Source organism: Pedobacter sp. HDW13 (assembly GCF_011303555.1).
GTDB lineage: Bacteria > Bacteroidota > Bacteroidia > Sphingobacteriales > Sphingobacteriaceae > Pedobacter.
In genome coordinates this window covers 4,144,992-4,158,706 of the sequence record NZ_CP049868.1, presented here as the reverse complement: position 1 = coordinate 4,158,706, position 13,715 = coordinate 4,144,992, and the positions used below count along the sequence as shown (strand labels likewise).

Here is a 13,715-nt window from a genome sequence, read left to right as displayed (position 1 = left end):
CTTCGTGAAATTAGCTTTCAAATTCGCATTACTGGCAGTATTTTGCCTTTTCGTTACTTCATCCTGTAAAAAAGAAATCGATTATCACCCTGAATGGGATTTATCAACCATGAGCGGCAAAATCGATGGCAATTTATTGCAATGCACATTTGCCTCTGCACAATTTTACACCTTGGATAAAAAAACTACCATTCAAATTATAGGTAACAAAGATTTAAAAGGCTTTGGCTTAACCATCGATGATTTTAAAGGTATAGGCACCTATAAAGTAGTTGATAATAATATTGCAACTTACATGGAAGGTCCTGCAGGTTTGCAAGATGCTTATTATGGTACTTCGGCCGGAATCATTAAAGTAACCAGCTACTTAGCTGATAAATACATTAAGGGCACTTTTGAATTTAAAGGAGAAAACATAGCCGCTTTAGCAAGCAAAACCATTACCGAAGGTCAGTTTAGCATTAGTCTGGTGCCAGTTAAACTACCCGAAACCAATAACAGTACCAATAATTTAAGTGCTAAAATAGATGGAACCAAAATTGGCTTTACCGGCGAGGCATCATCTATAACTTCTCCTCTTGGTAAATTACTCACGATTACAACCATCAATGGCGATAAACGCTTGATACTTTCTGTTATTGGGTATAAAGGCCTGGGCACTTACGATTTGGCAAACGATGGAACCGGCGTTTACATGAAAGATCAAGGTCCTACCGGCTCATTTGCTGCTGTAAGTGGCACTTTAGTTATTACAAGTGAAGCGGGTAACAAATTAAAAGGAACATTTGCATTTAAAGCACCTAACGAGGATGGTACGATCAACACATCAGTAGATGTTACTGAGGGCACTTTCGATTTACCATTTACTAAATTGTAATTGCAAAACTCTTAGCCGTTGATTAAAGATCAGCGGCTTTCGTATTTTAAAAACATGCAAGATGAGCTAATCAAAAATTATCAATCGTTTGAACGCTTAACGAGGCCACATTTGGTCTTATAAGCAGCTTCAATTCATTCAATTTAAGGATGCATTGTTTAATTTAGACAGATAATCTAGCCGAATGCATCGCTTCAAGAAACCAATACTTACTTTTTTATTAATCGCGCTGGGCACAGTAATGCTACATGCTCAGCTCAAACCTAAATTCAGGGTAATTGCGTTTTATACTGCAAAAAGCGATCTGGCACACATCAGCTTTGTACATGAAGCCAATAAGTGGTTTCCGAAAATGGCCAACAAATACCATTTCAGTTACGATTCTACAGCCAACTGGGATAATTTAAATGCAGCTTTTCTGGCTAAATACCAGGTAGTTTTGTTTCTGGATACCCGCCCCGAAAAACCAGAACAACGCGAAGCTTTCCAAAAATATATGGAAAAAGGTGGCGGCTGGATGGGCTTTCATTTTTCGGCCTTTGCATTGGCCAAATCTGCTTTCGATCAAAACTGGAGTTGGTACCACAACACCTTTTTAGGCTCGGGAGGTTATGGCAGCAATACCTGGCGACCAACTTCGGCTGTACTCCATGTAGAAAACAGGAAACACCCGGTTACCAAAAATCTGCCACAAACTTTTAAATCGCAGCCCAACGAATGGTACAGGTGGCAGAACGACCTGCGTAAAAATCCCGACATACAAATCCTGCTAGCTATCGATTCTACCAGTTTCCCGCTGGGCACAGGCCCTAAAGCACACGAAATTTGGCACAACGGTTATTATCCGGTAGTGTGGAGTAACAAAAACTACAAAATGGTTTATGTAAACATGGGGCACAACGATATGGATTATGAACATAAATACGATAACACTAGCAAAGCCCTTTCGCTTACTTTTGCAAACGATAACCAGAACCAAATGATTTTAAACAGCCTGATTTGGCTGGGTACCGGTAAAAAAATAAAATAATCAGGAGGTCATAAAAGTTTTAAGAATAAAGCAAATTTCCGATTTGCTGGCCGCAATATTATATTTGTTTATACCAATTGCAAGGAGATGAAAATTCCACAGAAGTTTTTTGCCCGCCAACACGAAATTGCTGCCGATTTCTTAAAAGAATTAGATAAGCATCTTGATGATGTGGTATCAGGCCGCATTACAGAAATGTTCGAGGTGAGGGATTTTGCCGAGCTGATTCATGTCCACCCCACCCATTTGAGTAATACCATTAAATCGGCCACTGGCCATTCGCCCTGTTACTTTTTCGAAGAGCGTTTAATGGATATTTCAAAATCGATGCTACAAAACATCAGCATGCCCATTGCCGAAATTGCGCGGATATTAACCTACGATCCTTCTAATTTCACTAAGTTTTTCAAGCATTTTTCTGGTCAAACGCCTAAACAATACCGCGAAGCTTACTTCAGTTCGCTGGCAAATAAGGAAATTGTCACCATATAAAACTTAAACTCTCACCATTTTAACTTAAGCAGTCACCATTTTTTCAGCACTTTTCGATCTAATTTTGTTTAACAAATTAAAAGAAAATGGAAAAACAAAATAAAATTGCCTTGGTAACCGGTGGCAGCCGCGGACTGGGAAAAAATGCGGCCTTAAAAATTGCAGAAAAAGGGATAGGTGTGATCCTTACCTATCAATCTAAAAAAGAAGAAGCCGAAAATACCGTGGCAGAAATTAAGCAGCTTGGTGTACAAGCCGCAGCATTACAGCTAAATGTAGCTGATGCCAAAGGCTTTGATGCTTTTGTTGCAGAGGTTAAAGCAACGTTAAAAAACACCTTTAATACTGAAAAATTTGATTTTTTAATCAATAATGCAGGTATTGGCATCCATGCCTCCTTTGCCGAAACCACCGAGGAGCAGTTCGATACACTGGTAGATATCCAGTTTAAAGGACCATTCTTTTTAACCCAAAAAACACTTCCGGTTTTAAATAATGGCGGTGCCATCATTAACATATCAAGCGGACTTGCCCGGTTCTCAACTCCCGGTTATGCCGCCTACGCCTCAATGAAAGGTGCAATGGAAACTTTAACCAAATACCAGGCTAAAGAATTAGGAGCCAAAGGGATCAGATCGAACATTGTTGCGCCAGGCGCAATCGAAACCGATTTTGGTGGTGGCGTAGTACGCGATAACGAGCAGTTGAACGCCGGCATTGCAGCCAATACAGCATTAGGCCGTGTAGGTTTGCCCGATGATATTGGTGGCATTATAGCCTTCTTATGCACCGAAGATGCGCGGTGGATTAATGCCCAACGCATTGAAGCATCGGGCGGTATGTTTTTATAAGCCCCGATATTTTTAACCGCAAAGTATATGGAGCCTAAGCAAACAGCTTTTACCATGTGATTCCCTTTGCGGTTAAATTTGTTTTAAATTTCTCCTCCCGGAAAATAAAAGGTTTCAATTGGCGTTATCCACATACAAAGACAAACATACCTGGATGCACCGCCTTTTTTTAGCCCTGTTATTATCTATTTTATGCTACAACAAAGTTTCGGCCCAAGAATGGTCAGATGCCGAAATCAGAAAGGCCAATACTGCTGTAAACGCCAGCTACCTCACTAACGAAGAAAAAAACGTAATTCTGTTAATGAACCTCATCCGCCTGGATGGCCCACGGTTTTACAACACATTTTTAGAAGATTACATCGATAAATACAATGCCAATGTACGGCAATACCGCAATTACAATCAGCTAAAAATAACGCGTACAAACTCTTACTATACTTCCTTATACAAACATTTGCAGGGCATAAAAAACCTGCCCATGTTTTACCCCGATGAAAAACTAACGGCACTAAGTCGCGGCCACGCTGCAGATTTAAACCGCAACAACCTCGATACCCACGAAAGCAGCAACGGCGATAAATTTTCTAAACGCCTGTCCAGATATTTCCCCAACAAGGCTATGAGCGAGAATATCGATTTTGGTTACAGCAAAAGCCTCGATATTGTTTGCCACCTACTTTTAGATTGTGGCGTACCTTCGTTAGGCCATCGCTTCAATATATTAGATCAGAAATATAAACTCAACACAGTTGGCGTTAGCATACAGCCCCATCCATCCTTTAATTATTGTACGGTTATTGATTTTGTCGCCCAACCTACTTTTTACAGCAACAACCAATAAAATTTAATATTTTTATAAGGTCCAGGTCTTAAAAAAAGCCAGGGAATTTACTTTAGGCAAAATCCTACAGTTTAAAAATTAATTTACCTTTGCAGCCGTAACAATAAAAACAACAATGCGCGTAGCCATATTAGCCCTCATCGATTTTTTCCATCCCCTTTTAAAAAATATATTTCGCTGCATAATTTCAGGTATTTGGCTACAGGGGCGGAACTTTGTTACTGGGCATATTAAGCTATTATTTTGCCTATTTTTTCATTTTCAAAACTGAGGAAGTAAATTTTGGCTTGTTGGTAGTACAAAGAGAAACAGCTTCTCTTTTTGTCGATTATTCTATCGCTATCCCAACCAGCTTCTTGCTCAACAAGTATATCATCTTTACGCACAGCCAGTTAAAAGGCAGGGTTCAGTTGTTCCGGTTTTTAAATTTGCAGTTTATTAACATACTGGCCAACTACGTGCTTTTAAAGTTTTTACTCGAGTTGTTAAGAGATTATCCAACGCTGGCAGTGCTTTCACGTATATTGGTATCGGTTTTAATGGCCCTTTTCAGCTACCTGTACCAGCATTATTTTACCTTTAGCGTAAAGAAAATAGGGAGCAAAAAAGAAAAGAAACACTGATTTTATCCGAAAAGCAAATACGTAGCTTTTCGGATAGCACAGTCCCGTCCCCGTTACAAGGCAGCGCCTCATACTTCGGCTTACGGGGATTTCACTAAGTCGGGTTTAATTGGCTGCCAATCTGCTGCTATTTTTGTTTTAGGGCTAACTGTTAAAAACATAAGCTTACTCAACCAAAGCTTTATTACCCTAACCTGTTAATTTATGCGCCTGCTTTCTTGCTTAGGTAGAAACTACATCCTAACTTTGCTATCGACCAACTTATTTTTCTTAACCCAATGAGCCATTTTAACGATTTTAATAATGCGCAGGTTGCAAAATTGCCCAACCATTTAAAGCAATTTATTGTAGCGCAGAACTACGAAAAATACACCCCTATCGATCAGGCTGTTTGGCGTTACGTAATGCGCCAGAATTACAGTTACCTTAAAAACGTGGCTTACTACCCCTATATAAAGGGCCTTCAACGGGCTGGTTTAAGCATTGAGCATATCCCCGATTTGCAAACCATGAACGATAACCTGGGCAAAATTGGCTGGGGAGCAGTTACAGTAGATGGCTTTATTCCTCCAGCCGCTTTTATGGAATATCAGGCTTACCGGGTGCTGGTTATCGCTGCCGATATCCGCCAGATTAACCACATTGAATATACCCCCGCACCCGATATTATACACGAAAGTGCCGGACATGCACCAATTATAGCCGATACAGATTATAACAATTACCTTAGCTATTTTGGTTCAATCGGTGCAAAAGCCATGTTTTCGGCCAAAGATTTTGAACTTTACGAGGCCATTAGGAAGCTTTCTATTTTAAAAGAAGCGGTAGATGTAGATGCAACTGAAATTGCCCAGGCCGAAAAAAACCTGCGTTACATCAGCGAGAATATGGGTGAGCCTTCAGAAATGGCACTTCTGGGCCGCCTGCACTGGTGGACGGTTGAATACGGCCTGATTGGCACTTTAGAAAACCCTAAAATTTATGGTGCCGGCTTACTTTCATCAATTGGCGAAAGTGCTACCTGCATGCATAACGATGTAGAAAAACTGTGGTACAATATCGATACGGTTAATTATCAGTACGATATTACCAAACCCCAGCCTCAACTTTTTGTTACCGAAACTTTTCAAAACCTGATCGATGTTTTAGAACAATTTGCCAATACCATGGCTTTTAGGCGTGGTGGATCTGAAAGTATCATGAAAGCCATTGCCTGCAAAAATGTGGCTACTGCCGTTTATAGTTCAGGCTTACAGGTGAGCGGCATTTTTACCGATATGGGTATAAACCCTGATGATGAAGTTACCTTCATTAAAACAACCGGCCCATCGGCCCTGGCTTTTAATGGTGAACAGCTTAAAGGTCATGGCAAAGATTACCATGTTGATGGTTTTTCATCGCCAGTGGGCAAGCTTAAAAATACCAGCCAGCTATTAGAAGATTTTAGTGCTGCAGACCTGGAAAGTGCCGGAATAAGCATTGACAACCAAACCGAACTACTTTTTGATAGTGGAATTAAAGTTGTTGGCCGCGTTAAAGAAATTTTAAAAGAAAACAATAAAGTTATTTTAATTGCCTTTAGCGATTGTACAGTTACCGAAAGTAATGGTAATGTTTTATTCAGGCCTGAATGGGGCATTTACGATATGGCAGTTGGTGCCGAAATCATCTCTGTATTTAATGGTGCAGCCGATAAAGATGCCTACGAAGCCATTACCCTGATCAGTGATGAAAAAACACATCAAATTACCTATGATGCTAAAACACTGAAACTGCACGAACTTTATAAAACCGTTCGCGGGATACGGGAGAGTGGTGAAAATTCAGATCAGCTTGCCCAGGTTTTTGACGATTTAAAGCTAAACCACAGGCAAGATTGGCTATGCGCTTTAGAGGTGCTCGAAATTGTTTACCACAAAAAGATCTATCATCAGCTAGAGAAAGAAATACAGGTTTATTTGGAAATTAAAGCCAGTAAGGAGCCTGATCATACTAAATTAATTAACGATGGTTTGCACGTCATTAAAAATCCGGTTAGCCAGCTGATTATTGAAGACTAGGCAGATTTTGAATTTTAATCCTGAATTTTCGCCGCTACGTCATTCCCGCGAAAGCGGGAATCTTAATGCCTACTATGTGATAGGTTAAGATTCCCAATCAAGTTGGGAATGACGATTTTCTAAAGTGTTTCACCATCAAACCTAAAACACCAATCACTTAGATCAACAAGAATGCTAAATCAGGTTTTTTAATACCTTTGGATTTTCATTACAACAATTAATATTTCCTCATGAACATTATAATTACAGGTGCAAGTAGTGGTATCGGTTTCGAAGCTGCTTTAGAATTTAGCTTACAGAAAGAAAATAAAATTGTTGCCATTGCCCGTTCGGCAGATAAGTTGCGTAAACTTTTAGAAATTGCAAGAGGTATTAACCCCGACTGTACCCTTTTGCCTGTTGAGTTTGATATTGTAAATGATGATTATACAGCATTGGTTCCTTTTTTAAAAGAACGTTTAGGCCATATAGACATCCTGGTTAACAACGCGGGCGCTTTGGTTAATAAACCATTTTTAGAAACTACTGAGATTGATTTGGGCGAAATGCTGCAAAGTAATGTAATTTCTCATTTCAGAATGATCCAAAATGTGCTCCCATTAATGCAAAGCGGAAGCCATATTGTAAACATTGGCAGTATGGGCGGTTTCCAGGGCAGCGTTAAATTTCCTGGACTTTCGGCCTACTCAGCCAGTAAAGCAGCATTGCATACCTTAACCGAATGCTTAGCCTTCGAACTGGCTGAAACAGGTATAAAAATTAATTGCCTGGCTTTGGGCTCAGCGCAAACCGAAATGCTCGAAGCGGCATTTCCGGGTTACCAAAGTCCGATTATGGCTTTCGAAATGGGCAAATATGTATGCGATTTTGCTAAAACAGGACATAAATTCTTTAACGGAAAAATTTTACCGGTTGCAGTAACCACTCCATAAGTTGTTATTTTTTTAGTAATTTACATTAAAAACTAAAAAACTATGGAAACAAATTCTCCTTTTAAAACAGCCGATAGTGGAAAAAGTGCGGCAATTGTAAGTTATTTTTGGTTTGTTGGCTGGCTCATCGCCTATTTTGCCATGTATAAAGATAACCAGACCGAATTAAGCAGATATCATTTAAAGCAAACGTTGCTGTTTCATTTGGTATCTACCGTATTGAGCTGGGGTTTAAGTTTATTTCTGATCCCCATGCTGTTTACCACAGGTTTCGAAGTTGGTTACTATGTTCTCCGCATAATACAAATCGGACTTTTTGTATTGTGGCTTATTGGTTTAATCGGAGCTGCACAAGGCGAGAAAAAAGCCATCCCATTAATTGGCGATAGAGCTCAAACCATGTTCCCTAGTATTTAATCGAACCAAATATATGAATTGGAGTCTGGGTAAATTATCCAGACTTTTTTTGTTTATACTCATTTTCAACATCTTAACTGGCTTTAGATATTTTTTATATCTTTGGCTCCAACATATGAAGAAAATAATAGTCCCGATTTTGTTTTTCATTTTGTCTGCTACCGCAGGAAAAGCCCAAACAATTATACCTGCTCAATATCAGGAGTTGGTTAAAAAGCTGGTTGCCAGCCTTCCTAATGAGGGTAAAACAACAAATAAAGCCCCAGAGAAACAAACCGAAAGTTTAATCGATTTTGCCAAGAGTATGCTCGGTATTCCTTACCGATATGCCACAAGTAACCCAAAAGTTGGTTTCGATTGTTCGGGATTTGTGAGTTATGTGTTCAGTAATTTTGGTTTTAAAGTACCCCGTTCATCAAGGGAATTTAGCTATACCGGAACAGAAACTACGCTCGAAAATGCCAAAGTTGGCGATGTGATGATATTTACAGGCAGTAACTCGCGGATTAGGAGAATTGGCCATGTAGGCATTATTTATTCGATTGATGAAAACGGTATTAAGTTTATCCATGCATCCTCTGGCAAGGCCCACGGCGTAACCATTACCGATTTTAACGGACACTACAAAAACCGTTTCATGAAAGTGGTGAGTATACTTTAAATAATTTAATGAGTGAATTTTGGAATGAGTGAATGAAACAGGGCTTTAAAACATCGTTCGGTTATTCAGTCCTTCCAACATTAAAACATTCCAACCTTCAATCCTTCCAACATTTAATCTCTCTTCAAAGAATTACTTTTGGTATTTCCACATCCGGCTTTTACCCTCTCCTATCCATTCAACTGCTGTTTCTAGTCTTTTTAGGCGGGTCGCTTCTGTTTTGGCCTCTTCGAGCCACACAACATAATCTTTTTTGTTTGATGGACTAAAATTCTGAAAAACTGCCAATGCTTTAGGGTCTTCTTTTAAAGCATCGATAAAATATTCAGGTACAATTAATTCCTTTTTTTCAGCCGGTTTTGGCTTTGAAGGCAATTTAACATTATCTTCATTTAACTGAATGGCTTGTTGAATATAGGCAATCAGGATCTCATCTGGCGGCAAATCATCAAAAGAAGTTATTCTGCCCAAACCACCCATGGCTTCCCCTCTATCTTTAAAAATACCATACTCATCTTCCATTATAGACGCTTTCCAAAAACCGAAAACGCAATGATGCTTAAACGCCGCCATCTGGCATACAATACCTTTATAATCGAAACTGGGCATGCCCCATTTTATTTTTTCTTCAATGCGGGCATCGGCCTTGTGCACCAGATTGCGTAAATGATCCAAAATCGGAATCGCAAATTCGGCCGATTTAATAATGTACTGGTCTACCTGAACAATTGTATGCATAACTTTAAGTCTTAACTAAATTTAAAGCAAAACAATCTTTAAAGCAAGTTCTACTTCTCCATTATTTAAAAACTTTTTGGCCAGCTCGTGTAATTCCCTTTCCCGGTTTGTAGCATCGCCAATAGTGGCATCGAGCACTTCTTTTACTTCCGGATTGGTGCTAATCAGATCAATCTCTACATCGTCCGGTAAAACCTCTACATTGCCCAACATGCCCAAATCGTTACCGGTTAGTACTTTCGAGTAACGTACGGCCTGCGGCAAATTATCTACACCAATACCCAATTTAGCCAGGGGCTTAGCTACTTTAAACAGGTTATCGTTAGTTACCCTGCAATACCAATCGCCACCCAGGCGGGCTACCAGATCAATTTTGTGCTGATCTATTTTGCCTTCTACGTCTAAAATGGCTTCGTTAATGTGAATGCGTTTTATTTCAGCCAGAATGAGGTTCCCTGCACCATGACTATCCCCCAGTGGAATAACTTCATTTACCACGCATTCGAACTGAACTGGTGCTTCGGCCACGCGAGGTGGTTGTACCAAATCAGATTTTAGCATGGTAAAGCCGGCCTTTTCAAATTCGTTTACTCCTTTTGCATATTCGGTACTGGCTAAACTCATCTGCTGCACCATATCATAGTTAACGATATTGATTACGCACTCCTTCACTTCCAGTACATTTTCTAAAGTATGCTTGGTTGTATTATCACGCACACGCCTGGAAGGTGAGAAAACACAAATCGGTGGGTTGGTGCTAAACATATTGAAGAAACTGAAAGGACTTAAATTAATGTTCCCTTCGGCATCGATAGTAGAGGCAAAACAAATTGGCCGCGGTGCAATGGCATACTGCAGGTAATTTTGCAGTTGTATGGGGGTTAAATCTTGTGTGTTAAGTGATAGCACTGGAGGTAATTTATATAGAGAAGAAAAAATTTAAACGGAGATTACAACTCGCAAGAATCGTCATTTCGAGTGGATTGCAACGCAACCGAGAACCACAAAGTGCTCAGCGAAGCTAAATCTATAATAGATCTCTCCATTACGCTGCGCTTCAGTCGAGATGACGATTCCTTATAATTAGATTCTGAACTGAATTCTAGGTTCCCCTCGATACAACCTCAGTTATTAAGGGGATATAACACTAAAAAGTTGTCTTACTTCTTAAGCGCCAAAATCGAAAAATCCGTATCAGCTTTCGTAATGTTATTCGTTAAAGCGCCTAATCCAGTAATTTCCATTTCTACCACATCGCCGGGCTGTAACCACTGTACTTTATAGTTCGGATCGTTAAGTAAACCAGTACCGTTTAATTCTAAGAAACAGCCTGTACCTACTGTACCCGAGCCAATTACATCACCAGGAAGAATGTCTACGCCATAGGCACAACGTTCTATAATTTCGGCAAAAGTCCAGTCCATATCTGCAGCATTCCCTCTCGAAACTTCAATACCATTTACCCTACAAGTCATTTTTAAATCGTAAGTATTACCTACATGACCTTCTTTTGCAGGTACTTTATATTGTAATAACTCATCTGGTGTTACCAGCCAGGGGCCAATAACCGTCGAAAAATCTTTCCCTTTGGCCGGGCCTAAGTTTAAGAGCATTTCTTCCATCTGTAAAGTACGGGCACTCATATCGTTCATTACCATATAACCGGCAATGTAACTATCTGCCTCTGCTGCAGTTATATTCCTTCCTTTTTTACCAATTACAACGGCAATTTCAAGTTCAAAATCGAGTTTTTCAAAATGATCGGGCATACACTCAATTTCGCCTGTACCTTGGATGGCATTATGGTTGGTAAAATAGAAGATCGGATATTCATCAAACTGCGGAATCATATCAACCTTTCTGTTCCGGCGTGCGGCAGCAACGTGCTGTCTGAAAGCGTATCCATCACGGCAACTTGCAGGATGCGGAACTGGTGCTAAAAGCTCATAAAAAATTTCTTCCTTGGCCTGTAAACTACCTTCTTTTATCTGGTCATCTACCCTTTTGGCCCTTTCCATTAACACTTCACCACCTTGCAAAAATTCGTTCATATTATCCGGCAGCAGCTTATCACAGCTGTTCAGATTATAAATATGTCCGTTTACAAACACGCCAAGATGCTCTCTGTCTTCGGTTTTATAGGATACTAATTTCATATATCATTTGGTTAAATACCTGGCAAAGCTAAGCAATTAGGCTACTCAAAATAAAATTTAAACGCTATTATTTTAACACAGTATATTTTTGAAGGTTTGGTTTGATTAGTGGAAAATCTTTTGCTTGCAGTTGTTTATAGAATTTTTTATTGGATAAAAGTTCACCAATTAACAGGCCTCCGGCTACACCGGCAGGTACTCCTGCTGCAATTAGTACAACCGATTCTAGCAGTTTTTCGCTCTGAACTGCGATCACAAAAAAGGTTAAGCCACCAGCCAGTGCAAGCGGACCAACAATCCCTCTGCGGTGAATGTAAAGCGCACTAATACTATCGGCACTTAACTTTACAGTATCTCTCCGGTTTTTAATTACAGTTAGTCCATCATCGTAGGCAGCATAAAACAATCCACGGGTTACCTTCCCTTTACGATCTACTATTTTAATTTTATACTTCGCTTTTGGCGTTGGTTGTTGTACTTGTTGTGCAAAACCGCCGTAGCCGAAGGCCAAACAGCATAGGATCGTAAAAATAAGTTTCATGTGCGGGATAATTTGTTGAGCAATTAAAGGTAATTAAAATTTCAAATTTTAAATAAAATACTTACCTTGGCTGCATTAAAACCATGATCTTAAAAGCATTACATATTACCTTAGTAAACGACGCAATTGCGGCCCGTCGCTATAAGATGCTATCCAAGCTGATCATGGCTCAATATTCTCTATAATTTCTTTTCACTTTCTCTTTTTTAATTGAAACGCATTGGCGTTTGAATTGTTTATTTCTTAGGATTTTTTTCTAACCATAACATCATATATTATGCCTGTTTATCATAAATTGGGGCAGATTCCAGCTAAACGACACACGGTTTTTCGTAAACCCGACGGGAATCTCTATGCCGAAGAATTGGTATCAACCGAAGGTTTTTCGAGCGTATACTCGCTGGTTTATCACTGCCACCCGCCAACCATTGTAAAACACCTGGGCGAACCTTACAGTGTTGAGCCAAAAATAGCCCGTGCAAAGCACCTGAAACACACCAGCCTAATCGGTTTTAACATTAAACCTGAAGACGATTTTCTAAAAAGCAGAAAGCCGGTACTAGTTAATAACGATTTACATATCGTTCTGGCTGCACCTAAAAAATCGATGACTGACTATTTCTATAAAAATAGCCAGGCCGACGAAATGATCTTTATCCATGAGGGAACCGGAAAGCTGAAAACCGGTTTTGGCGAAATCAAATTTGGGTACGGCGATTATCTGATTATTCCCCGTGGAACCATTTATCAGCTCGAATTTGATACCGAGCAAAATCGCCACTTCATTGTAGAAAGTTTTAGCCCGTTAAGGTCGCCAAAAAGGTATTTAAACCAATATGGCCAGTTAATGGAACATGCCCCCTATTGCGAGCGCGATTTACGCCTCCCCGAAAACCTGCAAACGCACGATGAATATGGCGACTTTCAGGTCCTGATTAAAAAACAGGGATTAATTTATCCTTACACTTATGGCACTCATCCTTTCGATTACGTAGGCTGGGATGGCTACCATTACCCCTACGCTTTCTCGATACACAATTTTGAACCAATTACCGGTCGTTTACACCAACCTCCTCCCGTTCACCAAACTTTTGAAGGACACAATTTTGTGGTCTGCTCTTTTGTACCACGTAAATATGATTACCATCCCGATGCTATACCAGCACCTTATAACCACAGCAATGTAGATAGCGATGAGGTATTGTATTATGTAGATGGCGATTTTATGAGCCGTAAAAGTGTGGTAAAAGGACAAATTACCTTGCACCCGGGCGGAATCCCACACGGGCCGCACCCCGGCACAGTAGAAAAATCGATTGGGCAGGAAAAAACTGATGAACTGGCCGTAATGATTGATCCTTTTCTTCCTTTAATGATTACCGAAGATGCGCTGGCCATTGAAGACGAAAATTACCACAAAAGCTGGCAGGAAGGGTAGCTGAGTTGGGAGTCATGAGTCTTAAATCCAGAGTCTAAAATGGGAGAAAGCTAAA

The 13,715-nt window shown here is 39.9% G+C and carries 15 protein-coding genes; 11 read left to right on the top strand and 4 right to left on the bottom strand.

Translation table 11 applies throughout. The features are described from left to right. Positions 1 to 4: 4 nt before the first annotated feature. From G7074_RS17545 to G7074_RS17500, 10 genes are all read left to right on the top strand, one after another. Positions 5 to 877: a DUF6252 family protein gene (locus G7074_RS17545; protein WP_124560678.1), complete on the top strand. Its 873-nt coding sequence runs from the start codon at positions 5 to 7 to the stop codon at positions 875 to 877. Positions 878 to 1,061: 184 nt separating this feature from the next. Then, a complete protein-coding gene (locus tag G7074_RS17540) occupies positions 1,062 to 1,907 on the top strand; it encodes a ThuA domain-containing protein (protein ID WP_166210174.1) in 846 nt (281 codons plus the stop codon). 87 nt (positions 1,908 to 1,994) lie between these two features. Then, positions 1,995 to 2,399 (top strand): AraC family transcriptional regulator, encoded by a 405-nt coding sequence (locus G7074_RS17535; protein WP_124560680.1) that lies wholly within the window; start codon positions 1,995 to 1,997, stop codon positions 2,397 to 2,399. An 86-nt stretch (positions 2,400 to 2,485) separates the two neighbouring features. After that, entirely contained in the window at positions 2,486 to 3,250 is a 765-nt protein-coding gene (locus tag G7074_RS17530) for an SDR family NAD(P)-dependent oxidoreductase (protein ID WP_124560681.1), read from the top strand. Positions 3,251 to 3,368: 118 nt separating this feature from the next. Next, a complete protein-coding gene (locus G7074_RS17525; RefSeq protein WP_233603908.1) occupies positions 3,369 to 4,094 on the top strand; it encodes a CAP domain-containing protein in 726 nt (241 codons plus the stop codon). A gap of 215 nt (positions 4,095 to 4,309) precedes the next feature. Further along, positions 4,310 to 4,717: a GtrA family protein gene (locus G7074_RS17520; RefSeq protein WP_166210171.1), complete on the top strand. Its 408-nt coding sequence runs from the start codon at positions 4,310 to 4,312 to the stop codon at positions 4,715 to 4,717. Positions 4,718 to 4,995: 278 nt separating this feature from the next. Beyond that, positions 4,996 to 6,777, top strand: coding sequence for an aromatic amino acid hydroxylase (locus G7074_RS17515; RefSeq protein WP_166210169.1), 1,782 nt, complete (start codon positions 4,996 to 4,998; stop codon positions 6,775 to 6,777). A gap of 230 nt (positions 6,778 to 7,007) precedes the next feature. After that, the gene (locus G7074_RS17510) at positions 7,008 to 7,709 is read left to right on the top strand and encodes an SDR family oxidoreductase (RefSeq protein ID WP_124560684.1); all 702 of its coding nucleotides are present in this window, start codon (positions 7,008 to 7,010) and stop codon (positions 7,707 to 7,709) included. 42 nt (positions 7,710 to 7,751) lie between these two features. After that, a complete protein-coding gene (locus tag G7074_RS17505) occupies positions 7,752 to 8,126 on the top strand; it encodes a DUF4870 domain-containing protein (RefSeq protein ID WP_124560685.1) in 375 nt (124 codons plus the stop codon). 115 nt (positions 8,127 to 8,241) lie between these two features. Further along, positions 8,242 to 8,787, top strand: coding sequence for a C40 family peptidase (locus G7074_RS17500; protein ID WP_124560686.1), 546 nt, complete (start codon positions 8,242 to 8,244; stop codon positions 8,785 to 8,787). A gap of 132 nt (positions 8,788 to 8,919) precedes the next feature. On the opposite strand, the gene G7074_RS17495 is transcribed toward G7074_RS17500, so the two are convergent. The 4 genes from G7074_RS17495 to G7074_RS17480 all read right to left on the bottom strand — a co-directional run bounded on the left by G7074_RS17495 (position 8,920) and on the right by G7074_RS17480 (position 12,222). After that, positions 8,920 to 9,525, bottom strand: coding sequence for a YdeI family protein (locus G7074_RS17495; protein WP_166210166.1), 606 nt, complete (start codon positions 9,523 to 9,525; stop codon positions 8,920 to 8,922). Positions 9,526 to 9,546: 21 nt separating this feature from the next. After that, complete coding sequence (locus G7074_RS17490; protein WP_124560688.1) at positions 9,547 to 10,434, bottom strand: flavin reductase family protein; 888 nt, start codon at positions 10,432 to 10,434, stop codon at positions 9,547 to 9,549. A 251-nt stretch (positions 10,435 to 10,685) separates the two neighbouring features. Next, entirely contained in the window at positions 10,686 to 11,681 is a 996-nt protein-coding gene (locus G7074_RS17485) for a fumarylacetoacetate hydrolase family protein (RefSeq protein ID WP_124560689.1), read from the bottom strand. A gap of 67 nt (positions 11,682 to 11,748) precedes the next feature. Further along, the gene (locus tag G7074_RS17480; RefSeq protein WP_124560690.1) at positions 11,749 to 12,222 is read right to left on the bottom strand and encodes a hypothetical protein; all 474 of its coding nucleotides are present in this window, start codon (positions 12,220 to 12,222) and stop codon (positions 11,749 to 11,751) included. A 277-nt stretch (positions 12,223 to 12,499) separates the two neighbouring features. Between G7074_RS17480 and G7074_RS17475 the strand changes: the two genes are divergently transcribed. Continuing rightward, entirely contained in the window at positions 12,500 to 13,660 is a 1,161-nt protein-coding gene (locus G7074_RS17475; RefSeq protein ID WP_166210163.1) for a homogentisate 1,2-dioxygenase, read from the top strand. The last annotated feature ends 55 nt before the right edge of the window (positions 13,661 to 13,715 follow it).